The sequence below is a fragment of the Nocardia pseudovaccinii genome, from assembly GCF_050942345.1.
Classification (GTDB): Bacteria; Actinomycetota; Actinomycetes; order Mycobacteriales; family Mycobacteriaceae; genus Nocardia; species Nocardia pseudovaccinii.
Window position 1 is genome coordinate 5636861 of sequence record NZ_CP192074.1, and the last position, 21416, is coordinate 5658276.

The following is a 21416-nucleotide window of genomic DNA, read 5'->3' on the forward strand; positions in this document are numbered from 1 at the left end:
TTTCCGTGCCTGGCAAATCCGGTGCTCGCATCCACCGTCCACCCGACGCCCGCCCGTATCCGGGAGGCGCGCCGAACGAGGTGCCGTCCCATTCGACGGGTACGCCGACTCATGGCTGGCCCTGATTCTCGGCGGCCAACAGCGGTGCCCACATGCGACGAGCCAGGGACCCGAAGCGGGTGGTTTCGCCGGGCTCGCCAGCGGGCGCGGGTGCGGCCATGAGGTGTTCCAGGCGAGGGGCAGGCCCCCAGATGTAGCGCAGGTGACGGTCGGTGTGGTCGCCGAACGGCCCGGGACCGTTGGGCCCGCCGTTGAATTCGCGTTCGGCGGCGCTCACCGCTTCGTCGGCGTTCGAGCCGCGGAAGCGACGTTCGGCGTAAACCGCAGTAGCGGACGGGGCGATCGGGAGCGGTTCGGTCAGACCTGCGTCACGCAGCCGCACCAGTTCGCGCAGGATCGCCAGCGCGGCAGGTGGTTCCGGTGCCATGATTTCGGAACGCCATGCGGGACGGCCGAATTGGCCGCGACCAGTGGTGACCGCCCGCCATGAGCGGTCCTCCGTGACAGCCAATGCCAGCAACGAAACCCAAGCGGCAATGCGGTGTTTCGGGGCGAGCCGAGAGAATGTGGTGCGGACCAAGGATTCACCGCGCACCTCGGGCACAGTGCCGGTGAGCCGACGGCCGTTGCCGAGATCCACGGCGATATCGACCGCGCGCGGCGCCCCCTCGTAGTCCGGCAGCGCCGCCCGCACCAGCTTGTCCACCGTCGATTCGACCTCGTCGAGCACCGCACCACCGAAACCGAACGGCGGCAGTGTTCCGCGCCGCCACTCCGCCGCGCGCAGCGTCGATGGATCCGCACCGGTGAGCCGCGCGGACAGCAGTCGTTCGCCCAGCTCCCATTTCGCGAGGCCGTCGAGTTCGATGGGCAGCCGGTCGGCAATGTCGTCGTCGTGTTCGGGAACGCGCAGCCCGAGGCGCTGCCACAGGAATGCCCGCACCGGGTGCTCGACGAACGAAATCAAGTCGGCCAGTGCGACATCCGCGAGTTCGAGTGCTGGCAGCGGTTCGGGCAGGAATACGGGACGCGGCTGCGCGGGTTGTCCGGCGGCCTGCGCTCCGGCGAGGGCGACGGTATCGAAGCTGAACGGGCGCTCGGCCGCGAAATTGCGACGGTCGAAGCCCTGCAACGGATGTCGGGTCACCACCGCGTCCATACCTGCCGCGCCGACGTGCGCGCGCAATGCGTCGAGCAGCTCGGCGACCGGGATGGCGGGCGGGCGATGCGCACCGGTCACCGGGTCGGCGCCGGTGTGGAAGATCAGCAACTGCTCCGTGGCGGCGAGCACCGCATCCAGCAGGAGCTGGCGATCCTCGCTGCGCGCATCCCGTTCGCCCAGTAGCGGATTGCGTGCGAGCACATCGTCGCCGGCCACGCCGCTGGTGCGCGGGAAGATCTCGTCATCGAGACCGAGCAACACCACCACTCGATGCGGCACCGAACGCATCGGCACCATCGTGCACACCGTCAGTTCGCCGGTCCGGAAATTCGCCCTGGTCGGTCGTGCCGCGAGCCGACTCGACAGCAGCACACCGACATCCGCCAACCGCAACGGCACATCACCCGCATGGTCGGTGGCGGCGGCCAGCTCGCGGCGGGCCTCGGTGCGCACCCACGCCTGACTGTCGGGGACATCGGTGAGCAGTTCGAGGCAGCGGCCGAGCACCGCCGCCCACTCGTGCGCCGGACGGGGTCCGCGCAGGTCGCGCAGGCAGACCGCGAGCCGGTCGATGAATTCCGCGAACCGGCCGGCCAGATCCACATCATTGCTGTCCACATCGTCGAGCGGCAGCGCGAGATCCAGCCAGTCCTCAGAAGATTCGTCCGCGGTGACACCGAGCAGGATGCGGTCCACCGCGCTGTTGAGCGTGTTCTGCGCGAAGTCGGCCAGCCCGAATGCCTGTCGCTGGCGCTGCCCGATGCCCCAGCGCGCGCCGGATTCGGCCGCCCATTCGCGCAACCGCTCGATATCGTCGTCGTCGAAACCGCAACGGCGACGGACGGTTTCGGACGCCGCGAGATCCAGGACCTGCGTCACCGTCACCCGTCCGTCGGCGAGCTCGAGCAGTACCTCGATCACCGCGAGCATCGGGTTGGTCACCCCGCGCCCTCGATCGGCGAGCCGCACCCGCAGCAGATGCGCGGGATGCGCCGAATCCCCCACCGACTCGACCGATCCCACCATCTTCTGCCCGAACGCCGCGCGCACCAGCGGTGCGTAGGCCTCCACCTCGGGACACATGATCAACACGTCACGCGGTTCCAGTGTGTGATCGGCCGCGAACAAGCCGAGCAGGCATTCGCGCAACACCTCGACCTGTCGCGCCGGTCCATGACACGAATGCACCTGAACGGTGCGGCCAGGAAAGCCCGCGGGTGCGGGCGGCCACACATCGTCGCGAATCCCGGATTGCAGGGCGCTCAACAGTGTCGGACCCGAAACTTCCTGACGGCCATTCTGATTCGACCCGACAGCCGCATGGTGCCGGTCCACGGCACCGACCAGCCGCTGCTGGAGCTCCCGCACATCCCTGCCGAGCCCCGCCAGCAACGGATGCCGCACCACCGTCGCACTGACATCATCGGCCCGCGCCACCGCCGCGGGCAGGCCACTCAACTCCGTCCACATCGCCGGACTCGGATGCGCGAGCCACAGGTGCACATCCCGCCGCTCCCCCAGCGCGGACAATACCGCCAGCTGATCGCTGGGCAGCCGCGTCACCCCGAACAGCGACAAACGCGCAGGCAGATCTACCAGGTCCGGCTCGTCCCGCAACCGCGCACAGGCCGCGTCCAACCGCTCGGCCGGACTCGGCACCCCGACCTCGGCCCGCAACCGCCGCCACAATTCCGGCTGCCATCGCAGATCATCCGGCACCGCCCGGCCGGTACCGTCGGTATCCGAACCCGCCGCCCACTCCTTTATGAGCCCGGGCCGCTGTGCCGCATAACTGTCGAACAGCGCCGCCAGATGCGCGGCGGTCGCATACCGCCGACCGACCCGATGTCCGGCGGGTTCCCCCACCCCGAGATGTCGCGCGAGTACCGCACTCCACGCTTCGCCCAGCGACGCATCGATCACCCGCAGCAATGTCCACACGACCTGCTCCGACGCCCACGGATCCGCCTCTGCCCGCACGCCACTCGCCGCCGCCGATATTTCGGCGACCAACGCACCGGGAGACGGGAATTCGATATTCGCGGCAACACCGTCGCAGCGACCGGACACGCCGAGCACCGTCGACAGCCGCTGCGTCAACCACCGCTCGACACCCTTCGCGGGCACCGCGACCACCTCGGCCGCGAAGGCATCCGGCAACGGATCCGCAAGCAGCGCGGCCAACGCCTCCGCCAACGCATCGGCGCGCTCGGCACGATGTATGTGCAGCGGCATCTGCGCCCTCTCGTCGGTTGGTCCGGTATGTCCGCACTGCGCGTCAAGTCGCCTATCCGCACGGCTCGGCGCTTCCGCACGTTTATACGCCCAGCGACCAGCACGCAACCTCCCGGCCCCATTCCCGCGGGAGTGAAATAAGCCACACGCGAACGATTTACTTCGTCGTGTCACGTCGGATCGCGGGCGTCGATGTGCAACAGTGCTCAACCGGGGAGGAACGGGATAGCTGCACGAAAGGCTGGTTCGCGTTCATGATGGCGATGGTGATTCCCCTGATGCCGAGAGGCGGGTTCACGGTCCGCCGGGTCGGTGACAGATGGGAGCTGGTCAACTCGCGCTCCTATGGTCGCACCGTTGTCCTACACTCCTGGCCGCGCGATCAGCATGCCGAGGCCTTCGCCCACTGCTACCGCCTCAACGGTCGCACCGTCGAGGAATTGCACGCCGCATTCCACTAGGCGAAAGACGCTGCGGTACAAGCACGCAACGCCACTTACCACAGCGTCGCGCAGAGCTCAAGACGTGCGTCCGGCCCGCCGATGTGCGATCGTGTTGCCTCGTGCGTCACGCCTCCGTCTCTGTCCTCGCCGCTGCGGCGATCCTGGTCCCCACTACCACCGCGCTGATTCCGTCGGCCTACGCGGCGCCTCCGGCCCATACACAGGGCTGCATCGCCGGTTTCGATTGCGATATGAGCAGCCGAATCGCCGCTGTCGACGCGTATTTGAAGAATCGGCCCGGCGTGACCGGCTACGTGGTCCGCGACCGAGTCAGCGGCGGGGTGTACGCGAACGAGAATGCGGAGAACTCGGTCTGGACCGCCTCCACCATCAAACTGGCGATCGCCGCCGATCTGCTCAACCGCGCGCGGGCGGGCGTGATCGGTCTCGGTCCCGAGGACCGCGGCCTGATGGAATCGATGCTCGCCACCTCCAATGACCAAGCCGCCGACATCCTCTGGAACAAGTACGCCGGCCTCGATCGGATGGCCTATAACAATGCCTTCCGCGCCAGCGGCATGGTGAACCTGATTCCGCAGCCGACGAATACCGCGATGTTCCCGGACTGGTCGTTCCAGAAGTGCACCCCCGCCGACCTGGATCGGCTGATGGATTCGATCTTCAACAATATGCACCCGGACGACCGGAACTACCTGTTCGACCGTATGCGCGCGGTCGACAGCAACCAGCACTGGGGCGTGTGGGGCGCGGGCGCCGCGATGCGGCCCGGCCTCAAGAACGGCTGGTCCGAGGAGCAGGGCGGCTGGGTGGTGAACTCGGTCGGCTTCGCGGGCCCCGGTGAGCGCTACACCCTGGCCATCATGAGCTCACTCGGCAGCGACGGCGGCTACACCGAAGGCGCCGCGACCGACACCAAGGTCGCCGAACTCCTGTTCAGCGGCCGCTGAGGGGACGCAAAGACACCGGCGCACCATCCCGGGGGAACGGAATCGTCGTGAATCCCCACGGCATTCGGTAATCCGCCGGGAGTTCCCATTCATAATCCCGCACCAGCGCGGCGATGATCGTCTTCACCTCGAATGTGCCGAAGTGCATCCCGATGCATTTGTGCGCACCCGCGCCGAAGGGCACCCAGGCGAGTCGATGCGATTTGTCCTCGCGCCGCGCTTCGCCGAAGCGTTCCGGATCGAACACTTCCGGCCGGGTCCACAGCTCCGGCAGGAAGTGATTGACCGTGTACGCGCAATCGATCGGCGTGCCCGCCGGGATGTAATGCCCGAGAATTTCGGTGTCGCGTACCGCCCGTCGCGGCAGTCCGGGCACCGGCGGCATCAAGCGCAAACTCTCCTTGATCACCAGATCCAGTTCACACATCCGGTCCAGATCGGCGATTGTCGGTGCGGCGCCGCCGATTTCGGCATCGACCGCGTGCACCTCGGCGCGCACCCGCCGCTGCCATTCGGGATGTTTGCCGAGGTAGTAGGCCACGGCGGTGGCGGTGGTCGTCGTGGTGTCGTGCGCGGCCATGATCAGGAAGATCATGTGGTTGACCACATCCGCGTCGCTGAATTCGGCGCCGTCCTCGGTGCGCGAATGACACAGTCCGGAGAAGAAATCCACCGACTCGGTCCGTCGCTTGCTCGGCAGCATGTCGGTGAAATACTGCTCGAGCACCTTGCGCCCGCGCAGCCCGGCGCGCCAATTGCCGCCGGGCACCGGATGTCGAATAACCGATAGCCCGGCATGGGTGCAGTCGATGAACGCAGCTATGAGCTCGCGGCGCTGCATCCCGACATCGACGGCCATGAAAGTCTCGCCCGCGATCTCCAGCGTCAATTCCTTGATCGTCGGATAGAGCCGGACGGTGCCGCCGGCCCGCGGCGCCCACCGATCAATAGCGGCCCGCGCCACCGGCGTCAACGCCGCGAGATGCGCCTCCAGCCGCTCCCTGGTGAAGGCCTGCTGCATGATCCGGCGATGGAACATGTGCTCGTCGAATTCCAGGAGCAGCAGTCCGCGCCGGAAGAACGGGCCGATGAAGTAGTCCCAGCCCTGGCCGAAATCGCGACGCCGCTTACCGAGCACCTCATCGATCGCCTCCGGACCGCAGACCAGCACCCGATCCAAGCCCAGCGACGAATTCAGCGATACCGGGCCGTAGCGGCGATACCGCTGCATCATTTCCGCCGGTCCCCAGCGCAGGTAGTGCAGACCCCGGCCGAAATACGGAAGTCCGGCATCTCCTGTCACCGCGGTCGCGGTGCTGCCGCGCGGCGGTGAGGCCAGCACATGGGGACGCTCGGGAACCCGGCGCAGCAGTCGATCGATCAGGTGGTCGTCCGGGACGTCGATGAGCGACGCATTCTCGGATTCGTGCCGCACGCTGGGCTTTCCATTCCCGCTGCGGATGTGGGCGACACGGCCACCGGCGACCATGACAAACCTCCCTGAACGACAGGATCTATCGTATTCTCTTTTTCACATTCGTTCGCTCGAAAGAATCGGCACATCAACAACCGGGATCTCGCCGCGACGGCCAGCAGAGCGCCGACTACCGTAAGTCGGGTCAACACCGTTCGAGGGGCCGCACCCCAGGTTTGAGGAGCACCGACGATGAGCACTCAGTCTGTCCAGGAGAACCATCGCCACCGGGTGGTGGTGATCGGCTCCGGATTCGGCGGCTTGTTCGGTACCAAGCACCTCAAACATTCCGACGTCGACGTCACTCTGATCTCCAAGACCTCGACTCACCTGTTCCAGCCGCTGCTCTACCAGGTCGCCACCGGCATCCTGTCGGTCGGTGAGATCGCCCCCGCGACCCGGTTGGTGCTGCGCAAGCAGAAGAACGCCCAGGTGCTGCTCGGCGATGTCATCGATATCGACCTCGAGCACAAGACGGTCACCTCGCAGCTGCTCAACCAGAACACCGTCACCCCCTTCGACAGCCTGATCGTGGCGACCGGCGCGCAGCAGTCCTACTTCGGCAACGACCAGTTCGCCACCTACGCCCCCGGCATGAAGACCATCGACGACGCGCTGGAGCTACGCGCGCGCATCCTCGGCTCATTCGAAGGCGCCGAACTGGCCACCACCCAGGAAGTGCGGGACCGACTGCTCACCTTCGTGGTGATCGGCGCCGGACCCACCGGTGTCGAATTGGCCGGTCAGATCGCCGAACTGGCCGATCGCACCCTGGAGGGCACCTTCCACAACATCGATCCGCGCGATGCCAGGGTGATCCTGGTCGAGGGCGCGGGCGCGGTGCTGGGCCCGATGGGTCCGAAGCTGGGCGGTAAGGCCAAGCGGCGGCTGGAGAAGATGGGGGTGGAGATCCAGCTCAACGCCATGGTCACCGATGTCGACGCGCACGGGGTCACCGTGAAGGATGCCGACGGCACGGTGCGCCGGATCGAATCCTCGTGCAAGGTGTGGTCGGCCGGTGTGCAGGCCAGCCCGCTGGGCAAGATGCTCGCCGAACGCTCCGACGGCACCGAGACCGACCGCGCCGGACGCGTGATCGTCGAACCCGATCTGACCATCAAGGGCCACCCGAATGTCTTCGTGGTCGGCGACCTGATGTCGGTTCCGAATGTGCCCGGTCAGGCACAGGGCGCGATCCAGGGCGCGACCTATGCCGCCAAGCAGATCAAGGCCGGACTGAAGGGCGAAGCGCCGCAGGACCGCAAGCCGTTCAAGTACTTCAACAAGGGCAGTATGGCGACGGTGTCGCGGTTCAGCGCCGTCTGCCAGGTCGGCAAGCTGGAGTTCGGCGGATTCATCGCCTGGTTGGCCTGGCTCGCGCTGCACCTGTACTACCTGGTCGGCTACCGCAGCCGGATCATCACCGTCATCCAGTGGTTCGTGACCTTCCTCGGCCGCACCCGCGGGCAGATGGCGGCCACCGAGCAGTGGGTTTTCGCCCGGCTCGCGGTGGAGGCGGTGCAGGCCGATCAGCAGGAGGCCGACGAACTCGCGGCCGCGCTGGGGGCGCCGCCCGCGGAGAACGGGAAGGCCGTGCGCACCGAGAAGGCGGCCGATCGCAAGGTTGGCTAGCCGTCAGCTAATCATTAGCGATATCGCCGCCTCCGCCATTTCGCACCCATCCGAGAGTCCCTCGAATCCGAACGTGGGATGACATTTCTGCGGATGAAAGGCGATGTATGGGGACTGGCAAGCACAGAGCTCCTAACCCGCAGCGACAGAAGATGGGGACGATGGTCGCGGCGGGTGCAGTACCGCTCGTTCTTGCGCTGGTGAGCACCGGCACCGCGAATGCCGATCCCGCACAGTCGAATACAACCACTCAGGAACAGAAGCCGCAGTAGCCCGCAGCCGACGCTCCCAACGCGATGCCGTACGAGGGTCTGCACATCCCGGACGACACCAAGAGCTCGCTGCAGTGGTCGCGTCCCGCGCCGGAAAAGAAATACCTCACGCCCGTCGGTGTGCTGCACGCGCCCGGCCCGGTAGCTCCGGTGCCGCCGATCGCGCCGCCGCCAGGCAAGTTTCGCTTCGGTGACGTCACCATCGACGCACCGGATTGGATCAATCAGGAGCAAGCGATCCAGATCAACGACAACTCCGCAATCCCCGAGGCCGATCTGGCGACATTCCTCGATTCGATCGGCATGGAGCGCAGCCGCTCGGACCGGATCGCCGGACAGACCATCGGCACCGCCGCGATGGGCGCGGTGGCGGGGGCCGGGGCGGCGGTCCCGGTCGCGGCGACCTCCGCGCTGGTCGGCGGTGCACTGGGACTGGTCTGGTGCGCTGGGACTGGTCTTCGGACTCGCGTTCGTGCCGGTGGGCGTGGTCGCGGGTCCGATGCTCGGAGCGGGCTTCGGTGCGGCCGTGATCACGGCCCCCGCCGCTGTGATCGGGGCGGCGGCCGGTGCGGCCGTCGGCGCGGTCAATGCCTTCAACGCGCCCGCACGGGTCGTCGGCGACTGATCGAGCGCCGCACCAGGGTGGGAACCTGACGACGTTGTCGGGTTCCCACCTCTTTTCATTCCCCCGCCCGGCGCATCGCTACACCCTGCCGGTCCGGGCAAAAGCCCCGCTGTGATGGATGACACATTGTGGGGCGAATCGGGAGCTATCGCTTACTTGCGAGTAGCGGTCCCGTTCGGGTGGACAGGGTCCCGCCCAAAGCGAGCGGGAGACGGGCCGCGACCAGGCCGTCGGTTTCCACGGGGCGGTCGTCCGGATAGACGAGTTCGCTGTCCAATGCCCTCGGTGCGGCGAGATTGTCATCGGTGGCACTACCCGCGCCGAGTTCGAGTCGATGCCGCAATAGCGGCAGGGCGCCGATATCGGCGATCAGGTCACCGCGCCAGCCGCCGCCTTCTTCGCCGGTGCGCCCGATCTGTACGCGTTCGCGCAGTCGTAGCCGGGCGTCGGGGGTCAATCGCACCTCGGTCACCGCGTGGTGGTGCGCGCCGCCTGCCACGATCGTCGGCTCCGGATCGAAATCCAGCTCGCCCGCGACGTCGAAATGCCAGTGCGCCAACGACAATGGCGTGCGTGTGCTCGGTAGCGCGATGGTGGCCGCGACCGAGCGCACCACCAGACGTGCGCCCGCGCCGACCACGATCTCGATATCGAGTTCATCGCCACCGAGCGGAGTGGCCGCGGTGCCGATCAGGTGGACGGTGTCCGGACCGGTGCGCCGGGCCGCCAGCCCGCCGCTCGCATGGATCTCGGGCAGCGTGCCGACGGCAGCGACAATGCGAACCTCAGTGCGCAACAGCGGATTCGGTGACGGATTTGTCCTGTTCGGCGATGCTCCGCAACTGCTCGCGCACCCAGGCGAGCACTGCGGTGGCGGCCGGATCCTCGGTCAGCGAGATCATCGCCGTGCGGCGACCCTCGCGCACCTTCGCGGCATCGCGTGCCATGACGTCGAGGTCGGCACCGACCAGCGGGGCCAGATCGGTTTTGTTGATCACCAGCAGATCCGAGAACGTCACGCCGGGACCGCCCTTGCGCGGCACCTTGTCGCCGCCCGCGACATCGATGACGAAGATCTGTACATCGATCAGGCCGGAGGAGAACGTGGCGGTGAGATTGTCGCCGCCGGATTCGACCAGGATCAGGTCCAGGGGCGGGTTGGCCGCGATCAAATCGTCGATGGCATCGAGGTTCGCGGTGATGTCGTCGCGGATGGCGGTATGCGGGCAGCCACCGGTCTGCACGGCGGTGATCCGCTCATCCGGCAGCACCGCGTGCCTGCGCAGGAAGTCGGCGTCCTCGGTGGTGTAGATGTCGTTGGTCAGTACCGCGAGCGAGAGTTCGTCACGCAGCTGTCGGCACAGGGCGGCCACCAGGGCGGTCTTGCCCGAACCGACCGGTCCGCCGATACCGATGCGCAGCGCTTCACCGGGCGTGCGCTCGCGCTTTGGCCGGTCGTGCGAGTGATCGTGCGGTTCGCCGTCGATCAGGTGGGGTGGCATATCGTGCTCCTTTCCGCCTTCATCCTTACCGATTGCGCGCCTAGTAGGACTTTGTTAGGTCAGTCACTATGGAGTGTGTCGGCTCGAGTTCCGGCGTGTTTCTCGAGACCATGGCGGGGTGGATGCGGTAGGTCTGGGCGAGGTCGGTGAACACCTCGATTCCTTTGTGGGCGAGGTGTTCTCGTCGCTGGCGCGTAAGGACCGGGTGGCCACGGCCGGGGTGTATGTGCGTGGGGTGATGCTGGACGGCAAACGCAAGTCGATGCAGCCGATGGCCGAGCGGTTGGGGTGCGATCATCAGCGGTTGCAGCAGTTCGTGACCTCCTCGCCGTGGGATGTGGTGCCGGTGCGGAAGGTGTTGTCGCGCAAGGCGTGTGAGGTGATCACACCGCAGGCGTGGGCGGTCGATGACACCGGGTTCGCCAAGGACGGTGACGCCTCGCCGTGCGTGGCCCGCCAGTATTCGGGCACCCTGGGCAAGGTCGGCAACTGCCAGGTCGCGGTCAGTGTGCATGCGGTGACCGACCACGCCTCCGCACCCCTGAACTGGCGGTTGTTCCTGCCCGCCAGCTGGGACTATCGGGCCGCGGGCGACGCGGAGCAGAAAGCGGCGATCACCGCGCGTCGGGCGAAGGCCGCGATCCCCGGCAACGAGCACCACCGCCGCAAGTGGGAACAAGCCCTGGAGATGATCGATGAACTGCTCGCCTGGGGCCGCACCCTGCCGCCGGTGATCGTCGCCGACGCCGGCTACGGCGACGCCACCGAATTCCGGCAAGGACTCACCGACCGCGGCTTGGCCTACGTCGTCGCCGTCAAAGCCACCACCAGCATCCACCCCGGCGATGCCATACCGGTGACACCACCATGGTGCGGTAACGGGCGCCCGCCGAAATCCCACTACCCCGACCCGCCGACGACATGCAAAGACCTCGTCATGACCGCCGGTCGCCACGCACTGCAGGAGGTGACCTGGCGCCACGGCACCAAAACCGGTCCCGCCAACCCGGCCGCCGCGATGCGCTCGCAGTTCACCGCGGCCCAGGTCCGGCCCGCCAACCGCACCATCGCCCGCGCCGTCGACGGCAGCCTGCCCGAACTCTGGCTTGTCGCCGAATGGCCGTCGGGTGCAACCGAGCCCACCGACTACTGGCTGTCCACCCTGCCCGCCGACACCCCGATCACCGAACTGGTCCGGCTGGCAAAGATCCGCTGGCGCATCGAGCACGACTACCGCGAACTCAAAGACGCCCTCGGCCTCGACCATTTCGAGGGCCGCTCCTGGCTCGGCTGGCACCACCACACCACCCTCGTCACCGCCGCCCACCTGTTCCTCACCACGCTGCGGCTGACCAGCCCAAAAGCATCCGGGCAGGACTGACCCTCTACGGCATCGTCCGCGAAATCCAACGCGCACTTGCCATCTGGATCGGCACCTGCCCGCTCTGCCACCACACCTTCCCGACCTAACAAAGTCCTACTAGGACGCGAACAGGGGCATATCGCGGACGAGGTGTCGCTGTGCGAGTACGTCCTGTAGCGGATCCGAGAGCGCGGCGAGTCCGGTCGCGGCCGCTGCGGCGGTCTCGTCGCAGAGTTCGCCGAGCCGGATCGTGCAGGCGGCGACAGCGGCGGGATCCAGCGCCAGTAACCGCTGTGCCGCGGTCGCCGCGCCGGTCATGGTCGTGTAGACGACGACCGCGGCGGCCTGCTCCGGAGTCGCACCGCAGATCTGCCCGACCACACCGAAGGCCGTCGACAGATGCGGCCGCACACCGAGAACCGTCCAATCCGCCCCCGGCCAAACCTGTTTCGCCAGCCGCACCAAACCACGCCCCTGTGCCCGCGACGCCGCCCGCGCCGCCGGAGCCGGTGTCCGCGCGTCGGCCTCGGCTTCGGCCCGCTCGGCGGTCGACTTCCCCGCACACACCGCCGCCGCCAACGAGGCCGCCACCAGCCCGGACGTCCGGATGCGCCGCCGCAAATACAGCTCGACCGTCGCGACATCCCGCACCACGCCCGACGCCACCGCCTCCTCCACACCGCCGGAATGCACATGTCCCCCGATCGGCAGCCGCGAGTCCGCCAACGCGAACAACGTCGCCAACCCCGCGGTCCCCACATCCGATCCGTGCACCCGTCGATCCTATGCGTGACACGGCCGGGCTCCCTCACCCCGACCGGGCCACACATGATCTTCGGACCGGAGCGGGCTCGGGATGCCTCCTGCCACCGCTGGGGGTCTGGAAATATCGACGCGATGGGGTTCGATGAGAGCATCATGCGCGTCGTCTCGGTCCGGCGCGCCGACGCGGTGACGCAGGTGATCCAGGGCATCGGCAATGCCGGAATGCGCATCGAGGTACTCGAGATCGGCGCGCTGGCCGGGGTATTGGCCGTGGTCGCGACGCGGAGCTGGCGAGTCGGCGGTATCGCGGCGGCGAGTCTGTTGCTGGGCGATTTCATCGCGCATTGGCTGAAGCAGGTGGTCAGGCGGCCGCGGCCGGGTGGAGAACTGACCTTGTGGCCCGAAATCCACAGCTGGGCAATGCCTTCCACGCACGCTGCGGCTACGTCGGCACTGGCGATGGGCATATTCCTGGCGGTCCAGTGGCGCTCGCCCCGTATGCGCCGCGCGGCGGGCACCGCGCTCGTTGTGGCGGTGGTGTTCGTCGGCGGATGCATGGTGTATCTCGGTGCGCACTGGCCGACCGATGTGCTCGCCGGTTGGCTGCTCGGCGCGGGCGTCGGCGCTGCCGTCGCGTGGACGGTCGACAAGTTGCGCTCGAACCGCGAGACCGCCGACCACTCACCGTCCGACACGCCCGGAGTGCGATGAGTTTCGGCGATCGGCGCGGTCTATCTTCCTGAGGCCGTGTCGGTCTCGCGGTTACGAGGAGGGCAGATGTCGGATAAGGAACCAACTGGACAGCGACGATTGGCGGACCATCCGACCGTCAAGCGGATGACCGAAATGGCGCGCACGACACCGGATCCGGTGCTGAATGCGGCGCGGCTGCGCGAGCTCTGCCTCGCGGCCGGAGCCGACGATGTGGGTTTCGTACCGGTCGACGATCCGAGGGTGGCGGTCGAACTCGAGCATGCGCGCGAAATCCTGCCCACCGCACGCACATTCGTCACCTTCTGTGTCCGGATGAACCGGGACAACCTGCGCAGCACCATGCGCAGCCTGGCCAATACCGAGTTCAATCACGCCGACGACGAGACCAACGAGGTGTCGCGCCGCATAACCAGGGCCCTGCAGGATGCCGGGTACCGCGCCGTCTACCCCGCGCCCGGATATCCGATGGAGGTCGACAAGTTCCCGGGTCGGATCTGGGTGATCGCGCACAAGGTGGTGGCCGAGGCGGCCGGATTGGGCGTCATGGGTATCCACCGCAACGTGATCCACCCGAAGTTCGGCAATTTCATCCTGCTCGGCACGGTGGTCACCGATGCGGTGATCGACGAGCCGAGCGCCGCATTGGATTTCAATCCGTGTCTGGAATGCAAGCTGTGCGTATCGGCCTGTCCGGTCGGCGCGATCACCAATGACGGCGGCTTCGATTTCCAGGCCTGCTATACCCACAACTACCGAGAGTTCATGGGCGGCTTCACCGATTGGGCCGAAACCGTCGCCGACAGCGACAGCGCCGCCGATTACCGTGAGCGCGTCACCACCGGCGAATCGTTCTCGATGTGGCAGAGCCTGTCGTTCAAACCCAACTACAAGGCCGGATACTGCATGGCCGTCTGCCCGGCCGGCGAGGATGTGATCGGCGCCTACCTCGACGATCGCAAAACCCACCTCGACGATGTCGTGCGTCCGCTGCAGAACAAGGCCGAACCCGTCTACGTCCTGCCGGGATCGGCCGCCGAGGAGCACGTCACGCGCCGATTCCCGACCAAGACGCCGAAGGCGGTGACCAATGGTTTCCCGGACGAGGTCAATGTCCTGCTCGATCAGATCGGCCCGCGTCCGCGCCGGACACGTGGCGTATAGCGATCAGCGAGGAACGCGTGTTCCATGAAACGCTGCGCCCGTCCTCGGGTCAGATCGGACCACGCCTGGACCCCCGGCGACCACCAGGGCGCGATCTTGCGTGGCTTGGCGGCCACGGCGTGACAGACCAGATCGGAGGCTTCGTCGACGGTAAGCCCGGGAACGCGGCTGAAGTCGGTCGGCGCGCTCATCCTGGTGTGCACGAGCGGCATGTAGATGGAGGTCGTCGTCACCTTGTCGGCGGCGATTTCCGCTGCGGCACTGCGCAACCAGACATCGAAGGCGGATTTGGAAGCACCGTAGGCGGCCCACCGTGGGGCGGGCGGCATGAGCACGCCCCAGGTGGAGATATTGACGATATGGCCCTGTTTGCGGTCGCGCATACTCGGCAGCAAGGTGAGCAGCAGCCGGACCGGACCGAGATAGTTCACATCTATGGTGCGCGTGAAATCGTGGAAGCGGTCGTAGGATTCGTCGATCGAACGGCGAATCGACTTGCCCGCGTTATTGATCAGCACATCGATATGACCGTGCTGGGCGAGCAGGTCGAGCCCGAGTTTTTCGACGGCGTCCATATCGGTCATATCCGTCGGGTACACGTGCGCGGTACCGCCCTCGGCGATGATCTCGGCCGCCACCTGCTCCAGAGCGTCGATGGAGCGCGCAACCAGCAGCACGATCCCACCGGCCGCGGCCAGTTTGCGCGCGCTCGCCTTGCCGATGCCGTGCGACGCGCCCGTTACCAGCACGGTCCGGCCCGCGACCTCCGCGCGCAGGGATTTCTCGCGCGGCCGGGACGTCGGATACAGCAGCCAGGACGCCACTCGCTCGGCGAGCGGGCGGCCATTGCTCGATTCGGGAGTGTCGTTCACCTCTCGACTGTATGCGCCGACCTGCCCTGTTCGCGATCATTTGCCGAGGTGCGCAGAAGCTCGGGCAGATCCTGTCGGGGCAGGTAGGCCGCGATCCGCAGCCCGTCTTCGGCACGGCGCACCAGGAAGTCGCTGTAGACGTCGAGGGACCGTTCGCCGAGCGACAGCGCCCACCGCGCCGAGGTCAGCCAGCAGTGTCCGCCCAGTTCGAAGGTGGTTTGCTCGACCAGACGAGTGCGCGGCTGCGACCCGGCACCGAATTGGTCGGCCCGCGCTTGTGCCGCGGCCACGAATTCCTCCCTGCTCACACAGCGACTCGTTGTCGGGGTGGTCACCAGGATCACCGGCTCGAAAAGGCTTGGCAGTGTGGCGAAATCCGATGCCGCGACGATCTCGTCGTAGCTGCGGACGAAACCCTCGATCGAGGTGATGTCATGCGAAATCATGACACCTGATTATATCGCGAATCGCTGCCGAATCCGGGGAGGCGCGCCGGTCAGCGCCGGGGTGCGAATGCGGCGACCGCCGCCATCACCACCAACAGCAGCGCACCGACCGAAGTCGCGACATGCATTCCGGAGACAAAGGATTCGCGTGCGGAATCGATCAGTGCGGAATTGCCGCCCGCATGCTGGATGGTCTCTCCGAGCGTGTCCGCATAGTCGCCACCGGACCGGAAGACCAGTGCCGCAACCGAACCCAGCAATGCGAGGCCGAGCGCGTTGCCCAATTCGAAACTGGTCTCGGAGATCCCGACCGCGGATCCGGCCCGCTCCGGCGGCACCGAGGACACCGCCACATCCGACACCAGGGTGAACGCCAAGCCGTAACCGATGCCCGCAATCGTGGATCCCGCAAGGTACCAGGCGATTCCGCCGTCCACGCCGACGCCGATCAGCATCAGATTGCCGATGGCCGAAGCCAGCAGCGCCAGTACGAAGGTGGGACGCACCCCGAGCTTGTGTCCGACCCGCGCACCCCCCATCGAGCACACGAACACCGCGATCGCCATCGGAATCCCGAGCAGCGCGGCCGCGAGCGGGTCACGGCCGGTCACCGATTGCAGGTAGACGCTGGTCAGATAACTCATCGCGGCCAGCGACATCATGCCGACCAGGCTGGAGCCGATGGCGACCGAGAACTGCGCCCGCCGGAACAGTCGCAGATCGAGCAGCGGCTCGGCCAGCTGCCGCTGCCGCCGCACGAAGATCGCGAGCAGCACCAGACCAATGAGTCCGATTACCAGCGGCTCGACATCGAACCCTTCCGCAGCGATCTGTTTCACCGCGTACACCACCGGCAGAATGCCGCCGATCGACAGCAGCACGCTCGGAGTATCCAGCGGACCGACCACACCGGCGCGATGTTCGGGCAGCACGAACGGACCGAAGGCGAGCAGGATCAGCAGCACCGGAATATTGATGAGAAATACCGAGCCCCACCAGAAGTGGTGCAGCAGCAGGCCACCGAGGATCGGGCCGACCGCCGATCCGCCCGCAAAGAATGCGGTCCACACACCGATTGCGGCGGCACGCTCACGGGCGTTCGGGAACAGACTGGAGATCAGCGCCAGACTCGACGGCAGCAACGTTGCGCCGCCCATCCCCATCAGCGCTCGCGCGATGATCAACACTGCGGCACTCGGCGCGAAGGCCGCCATGACCGACGCGATACCGAAGATCGACGCACCGACCAGCAGAATATTGCGCCGCCCGATCCGATCGCCGAGATTGCCCATGGTGATCAGCAGGCCCGCGATGAGGAAGCCGTAGATATCGAGAATCCACAGCTGCTGCGCGGCCGAGGGGTCGAGATCGAGGGTGAGCGTCGGCATGGCCAGGAACAGCACCGAAATATCCATCGACACCAGCAGCACGGGCAGCAGCAGTACCGCGAGACCGAGCCGAGCACGCCGCGAACCGGTCGGCGCCGCTTGCGCGATCTCCACCTGTGTCATGTCGATTCCTCTCCGTGTCGCGTACGGCGTACGCATCAATCCGGGTACAGTGTACGCATGCGGTCCCAAAACTGGAAGCGAGTCATGGGATGACCGAGCCGAAGCTCACCCAGGCGGCCATTGTCGACACCGCGATCACCCTCGCCGACGAGGCAGGGCTCGACGGATTGTCCATGCGACATATCGCCGAGCAACTGGGTGTCGGGGCCATGTCGCTGTACCGGCACGTCGCGAACAAGGACGAGCTGCTCGCGCTGATGACCGACGAGATCTCGGCCCGCAACCCATATCCGTCGCCGGAGGGCAAGAACTGGACCTGGCGCGACCGGGTCCGCATTGCCGCCGAAATCGATTGGGCGCTCTACCAGAAGCATCCGTGGGTGCTGCTCACCTTCGCGATGCCCCGCTACAGCTTCGGCCCGCAGGGTCTGGCCTGTTTCGCCTGGCTGGTCGAGGGGCTGCGCGAGCTCGATGTCTCGACCCGCGAGGCGTCCACCATGGCCTTCGCGGTGTGGAACTACATCTCCGGGGCCACGCTGCCACATATCAGCGGTGCGCTGGTCGCGCGCAAGGGCATGAATCCGGAGGGCTCGAACGGACTGCGGGCCTTGCTGGAAGGAACCTCACAACTGCCGATCCCGCCCGCACTCGCCGATCTGAACGGCAGCGGCGTCAGCGACCTGACCTCGGAAGATCTGCTGTATATCGGATTGTCCGCGCTCTGCGACGGATTCGAAGCACGGTGCTCGAGGTCCACCACCGCTTGACCTCAATGGCACTTCAGGTTGCAGGGTGGGGTGGTTCGCCGACGACTAGGAGCCACGTGCACGCCATCCGCCTTCACACCTTCGGACCAGCCGAAAATCTGCGCTACGAAACGGTTCCCGATCCCGTGCCGGGACCAGGTCAGGTGCTCATCCGGGTCGCGGCGGCGGGCGTGCATTTCATCGATACGGCCTTGCGTCGTGGTGCGCCCGGTCCCTATCCGCCGCCCACTTTGCCGACAATCCCGGGGCGGGAAGTCGCCGGGACCGTGGACCAGATCGGACCCGACGTCGATGCGTCCTGGCTCGGAAAGCGGGTCGTCGCGCATCTCGGCCAGGAGCCCGGCGGCTATGCCGAGTTGGCCGTGACGGAAACGGCTCGGCTGCACGAGATTCCGGCCGACCTCGATCCGGCGGAGGCGGTCGCGATCGTCGGCACCGGGCGAACGACCATGGGAATTCTGTTGTTCACCGAACTCGGCCCCGACAGTGTCGTGGTGATAACGGCCGCCGCGGGTGGCATCGGGACACTGCTTGTTCAGCATGCGAAGAATGTCGGCGCGACGGTCGTCGGGTTGGCCGGTGGACCCGCGAAAGTCGAACTGGTGCAACGCAATGGCGCGGATATCGCGATCGACTACCTTCGCTCCGACTGGCCCGAGCAGGTGCGCGCCCAACTCGGCGAACGCAGGGCCACTGTGCTGTTCGACGGTGTCGGCGGCGAAATAAGCCGCACCGCAATCGATCTGCTCGGCAAGGGCGGTCGGCATCTGATCTACGGTGCGGCCGACAGTGCTCCGCTATCGCTTTCGGAGCAGGAGTCGGCCACGCGCGGCATCACCTCCGAGATGGTCGTGGGACCCCGCATGCTCCAGCGCGCCGGCGGCGATCTGCGCCCGCTGGAGGATAAGGCCATGGCCGAGGCCGCAGCCGGCCGGCTGCGGCCCACGGTCCAGCTTTTCGCACTTGCCGATGCGGCCGACGCGCACCGCGCGCTCGAGTCGCGCGGCACTGTCGGGAAGGTGGTGCTTCAGGCGTAGGAGCGGTAGCCCTGGTCGTTCTCCTCGCGGAACCCCTCGACCGTTGCGCGCATCGCCCGGTCGAGGTTGTCCGTGATGACCAGCGCGTCCGCGGGAACGGCGCTGATGGTGCCGCCACTGCGCACCAGATAGCGACCGTCCGGATAGTCCATGACGTGGAAGCCGCGTGAGGGTGCGGGCCGGTTGTCCCAGGCCGCACCCGCATACACCGCGACATGCACGACATTGAGACGCGGCCGTTCGAAGAACTGGGCGGCCTCCTGACGCGGTGAGCGCGAGCCCACGTAGTACGGGCGGTCGTCATCCGCGCCGTCCTCGAGATCGTGGCGCGAAACCTCCAGCCCGGGTCCACTGCCGCGCCGCGCGGGCGGCAACAGATCCGCCACCCGGCGCGAAACAAAGTCGGCATCCATCATCGACATGTGTACCGCCCCACCGCGATCCGGATCATCGGTGGGCTCCTGCCGCAGCCATACCGCGTGCTGATGCCGAACCGCGACATGCACCCGGAGCTTCGTCTTGCCCAGGAATCCGGCGACCTGGATACGTGCCTCGGGCTGCGCGAGAATACCGAGCGCGGAGCGCAGCCAGTCGTCGAGTTGACGGTGCAGGGCGCCCGCCTCGTCCTTCCACGCCTGATCGTATTCGGCCAGGGTCCGTTCGGTGGACCGGTACTGCAGCGGATACGGCAGTACATCGCGTTCCATCGCCCGCCACAGCACCTTGAAGCCGAGCGGAGTAAAAGTCCAGTCCCGCACGGTCATTCGCCGATCACCGGCGGCACCGTCTTCACCCGATGCGCCTCGTCGAGACCGGTGAGCTCCTCACCGTTCTGCTGATTCACCAGGTATTCCTTCGACTTCGACTCTTTTTCGTCATCCTTGCCGCCGCCGCGGGAACCCGGCATACCCATCCCCGACATGCCCGAGCGGCCGGTGCTGCCACTGGAAGCGGACGTGCCGGTAGTGCCGGACGTGGTGACGACCGGCGGGAGGTTGAGGGTTTTACCCGCGGACGGCGTGCCCGTCGACGGGGTGCCCGAGCTGGTGCCGGAGCCGCCGGAGCTGAGGCTCGGGGTAGTCCCGGTGGGAGTCGTCGAAGTCGGAACGGTCGGTGTGTCGGTGGTGGTCGGCGTGGTCGAGGTGTTGGTCGTGCTGGGGCTGGTGCTCGACGTGTCGTCCGTCGTGGACGGGGTGGTGCTCCCCGGGGTTTCGGCACCGGTGTCCGTCTTCTTCGGGTCCGTCCCAGTGGTGGGGCTCTTGGACTGGTCCTTACCCGGCGTTTTACCGCCGGAACCGTCATCCGGCTTTTTCGTCGTGTCGTCGGATTTGTAGACGGGGTTGTATGGCTTGGGCACCAGCGGGACACCGGTATCGGCCTCGCGGACCGACGGGTAGAAGACATTCTTGACCGTGTTCTCGGCGGCCGACTTGTACTGCTCGTCCCGATGGCTGTTGATACTCCACGTCGGACCCGGAATCCAGCTGGCAATGTTGCTGGTGATGGTGTGACCGGGCGCTTCCTGCACATTGGCCGTGGTGAGCTCGATCCCGGAACGGACGAGCTTCACCTTCTCGGCGACCAACTGCACCGACCCGACCAGACCGGCCGACTTGTCGACGTACTCCTTGATACCGTCCGACGCCGACTTGGCCGAGGCGCCGTTCCACTTGCCGTCCATCGCCTTCAGGATTTCCGGCTGAAAATTCTTCAGACCGTCGTCCAGTGCGTTCTTCATGGCATTCCACCGCTGCTCGAGCCCCTTGACATCGGTCACCGACATCGACGAAACCCGACCGTACAGATCGTCCAACTGGTCCGGGTTCACATATGCGGATTCGGGCACCTTCGAAGGCTGCGATTGCAGACCGAGCCCGGCACTCTCGATTTCCTTGATCCGATTCCGCGCCTGCGTCGCATCCGCACTCTCGTCCCGAGAGGACGAACTGGGCGGACCGGATTTACTCCACTCGTACAGCGCGATACCGATTTCCGGAAGAATTGGAAATACCACGGCTGTTCCCCCGTTCTTTTCAGTTTTTGAAGAGCTTCGAGTAGGACTCGTCCTGCGCCTCGAGCTTGTCCACGGACTTTTGGATGGTGTCGCGGATGAGGGTTACTACCTCGATGTGCTCTTTGAGCGCGGTGTCGACGTCGCCGTCGCCGCCGATCGCCTTCGCCCCCAGCATCTCAGCCAGTGCCTCGGAGCAATCGAAACGTCCGAGACCAGTCACGCGGCTCATGATCTTCAGGTCGTTGCGCAGCGTGCTATAGAGGTCGATCTGACGGTTACATGCGTCGCGGCAGCTCTTGGCAACGGAGGGGTCCAGATATAGCCGACCGGCTTCCGCCTCCCCGGACAGGTACTGCCAGCGCGTCTTTTCTTCTTGCATGGACACGGTTACCC

20 protein-coding genes are annotated in these 21416 nt (G+C 66.5%); 9 read left to right on the forward strand and 11 right to left on the reverse strand.

Features of this window, described 5'->3' with window-relative positions:
- Positions 1-109 precede the first annotated feature (109 nt).
- Positions 110-3457 carry an exodeoxyribonuclease V subunit gamma gene (gene recC, locus ACQPZ2_RS25330; protein ID WP_433520725.1) on the reverse strand — a complete coding sequence of 1116 codons (3348 nt, stop codon included), beginning with the start codon at positions 3455-3457 and terminating at the stop codon, positions 110-112.
- A gap of 263 nt (positions 3458-3720) precedes the next feature.
- Here recC and ACQPZ2_RS25335 point away from each other — a divergent pair, with 263 nt between their 5' ends.
- Positions 3721-3918, forward strand: a complete 198-nt coding sequence (locus ACQPZ2_RS25335) for a hypothetical protein (RefSeq protein WP_387292870.1) — start codon at positions 3721-3723, stop codon at positions 3916-3918.
- 101 nt (positions 3919-4019) lie between these two features.
- Complete coding sequence (locus tag ACQPZ2_RS25340; protein ID WP_245720771.1) at positions 4020-4868, forward strand: tat pathway signal sequence; 849 nt, start codon at positions 4020-4022, stop codon at positions 4866-4868.
- Here the strand turns inward: ACQPZ2_RS25340 and ACQPZ2_RS25345 are convergent.
- Entirely contained in the window at positions 4855-6357 is a 1503-nt protein-coding gene (locus ACQPZ2_RS25345; protein ID WP_433520726.1) for a cytochrome P450, read from the reverse strand. The two genes, ACQPZ2_RS25340 and ACQPZ2_RS25345, sit on opposite strands and share 14 nt — an antisense overlap.
- 177 nt (positions 6358-6534) lie before the next feature.
- Between ACQPZ2_RS25345 and ACQPZ2_RS25350 the strand changes: the two genes are divergently transcribed.
- Both ACQPZ2_RS25350 and ACQPZ2_RS25355 read left to right on the forward strand, forming a co-directional pair.
- A complete protein-coding gene (locus tag ACQPZ2_RS25350) occupies positions 6535-7974 on the forward strand; it encodes an NAD(P)/FAD-dependent oxidoreductase (RefSeq protein ID WP_433520727.1) in 1440 nt (479 codons plus the stop codon).
- Positions 7975-8270: 296 nt separating this feature from the next.
- Positions 8271-8900 carry a hypothetical protein gene (locus ACQPZ2_RS25355; RefSeq protein ID WP_433520728.1) on the forward strand — a complete coding sequence of 210 codons (630 nt, stop codon included), beginning with the start codon at positions 8271-8273 and terminating at the stop codon, positions 8898-8900.
- Positions 8901-9016: 116 nt separating this feature from the next.
- Here ACQPZ2_RS25355 and ACQPZ2_RS25360 read toward each other — a convergent pair whose 3' ends face one another.
- Together ACQPZ2_RS25360 and ureG are read right to left on the reverse strand one after the other, a co-directional pair.
- On the reverse strand, positions 9017-9667 hold the full coding sequence (locus tag ACQPZ2_RS25360; RefSeq protein WP_433520729.1) for an urease accessory protein UreD: 651 nt from the start codon (positions 9665-9667) through the stop codon (positions 9017-9019).
- Positions 9657-10373, reverse strand: coding sequence for an urease accessory protein UreG (gene ureG, locus ACQPZ2_RS25365; RefSeq protein ID WP_433520730.1), 717 nt, complete (start codon positions 10371-10373; stop codon positions 9657-9659). Before ureG ends, ACQPZ2_RS25360 begins: the two co-directional genes overlap by 11 nt.
- A gap of 118 nt (positions 10374-10491) precedes the next feature.
- On the opposite strand from ureG, the gene ACQPZ2_RS25370 reads away from it, so the two are divergent.
- The gene (locus ACQPZ2_RS25370) at positions 10492-11754 is read left to right on the forward strand and encodes an IS701 family transposase (protein ID WP_433520731.1); all 1263 of its coding nucleotides are present in this window, start codon (positions 10492-10494) and stop codon (positions 11752-11754) included.
- Positions 11755-11853: 99 nt separating this feature from the next.
- Here ACQPZ2_RS25370 and ACQPZ2_RS25375 read toward each other — a convergent pair whose 3' ends face one another.
- Positions 11854-12510 (reverse strand): urease accessory protein UreF, encoded by a 657-nt coding sequence (locus tag ACQPZ2_RS25375; protein ID WP_433520732.1) that lies wholly within the window; start codon positions 12508-12510, stop codon positions 11854-11856.
- 123 nt (positions 12511-12633) lie between these two features.
- On the opposite strand from ACQPZ2_RS25375, the gene ACQPZ2_RS25380 reads away from it, so the two are divergent.
- Positions 12634-13212, forward strand: a complete 579-nt coding sequence (locus ACQPZ2_RS25380; protein ID WP_433520733.1) for a phosphatase PAP2 family protein — start codon at positions 12634-12636, stop codon at positions 13210-13212.
- Positions 13213-13278: 66 nt separating this feature from the next.
- A complete protein-coding gene (locus ACQPZ2_RS25385; protein ID WP_433520734.1) occupies positions 13279-14376 on the forward strand; it encodes a 4Fe-4S binding protein in 1098 nt (365 codons plus the stop codon).
- Here the strand turns inward: ACQPZ2_RS25385 and ACQPZ2_RS25390 are convergent.
- From ACQPZ2_RS25390 to ACQPZ2_RS25400, 3 genes are read right to left on the reverse strand one after another with little or no spacing between them, the layout of a single operon-like run.
- The gene (locus tag ACQPZ2_RS25390) at positions 14337-15248 is read right to left on the reverse strand and encodes an SDR family NAD(P)-dependent oxidoreductase (protein WP_433520735.1); all 912 of its coding nucleotides are present in this window, start codon (positions 15246-15248) and stop codon (positions 14337-14339) included. The genes ACQPZ2_RS25385 and ACQPZ2_RS25390 overlap by 40 nt on opposite strands.
- On the reverse strand, positions 15245-15694 hold the full coding sequence (locus ACQPZ2_RS25395) for a hypothetical protein (protein WP_433520736.1): 450 nt from the start codon (positions 15692-15694) through the stop codon (positions 15245-15247). The genes ACQPZ2_RS25390 and ACQPZ2_RS25395 overlap by 4 nt, the downstream gene beginning before the upstream one ends.
- Positions 15695-15744: 50 nt before the next feature.
- The gene (locus ACQPZ2_RS25400) at positions 15745-17205 is read right to left on the reverse strand and encodes an MFS transporter (RefSeq protein ID WP_433520737.1); all 1461 of its coding nucleotides are present in this window, start codon (positions 17203-17205) and stop codon (positions 15745-15747) included.
- A gap of 89 nt (positions 17206-17294) precedes the next feature.
- Here ACQPZ2_RS25400 and ACQPZ2_RS25405 point away from each other — a divergent pair, with 89 nt between their 5' ends.
- Together ACQPZ2_RS25405 and ACQPZ2_RS25410 are read left to right on the forward strand one after the other, a co-directional pair.
- Positions 17295-17972, forward strand: a complete 678-nt coding sequence (locus tag ACQPZ2_RS25405; protein ID WP_433520738.1) for a TetR/AcrR family transcriptional regulator — start codon at positions 17295-17297, stop codon at positions 17970-17972.
- Positions 17973-18028: 56 nt separating this feature from the next.
- Positions 18029-19009, forward strand: a complete 981-nt coding sequence (locus ACQPZ2_RS25410) for a zinc-binding dehydrogenase (RefSeq protein WP_433520739.1) — start codon at positions 18029-18031, stop codon at positions 19007-19009.
- Here ACQPZ2_RS25410 and ACQPZ2_RS25415 read toward each other — a convergent pair.
- From ACQPZ2_RS25415 to ACQPZ2_RS25425, 3 genes are read right to left on the reverse strand one after another with little or no spacing between them, the layout of a single operon-like run.
- Positions 19000-19773 (reverse strand): ESX secretion-associated protein EspG, encoded by a 774-nt coding sequence (locus ACQPZ2_RS25415; RefSeq protein WP_433520740.1) that lies wholly within the window; start codon positions 19771-19773, stop codon positions 19000-19002. The genes ACQPZ2_RS25410 and ACQPZ2_RS25415 overlap by 10 nt on opposite strands.
- A complete protein-coding gene (locus ACQPZ2_RS25420; protein WP_433520741.1) occupies positions 19770-21023 on the reverse strand; it encodes a hypothetical protein in 1254 nt (417 codons plus the stop codon). The genes ACQPZ2_RS25415 and ACQPZ2_RS25420 overlap by 4 nt, the downstream gene beginning before the upstream one ends.
- A 19-nt stretch (positions 21024-21042) precedes the next feature.
- Positions 21043-21408, reverse strand: coding sequence for a hypothetical protein (locus ACQPZ2_RS25425; RefSeq protein ID WP_433520742.1), 366 nt, complete (start codon positions 21406-21408; stop codon positions 21043-21045).
- Positions 21409-21416 lie beyond the last annotated feature (8 nt).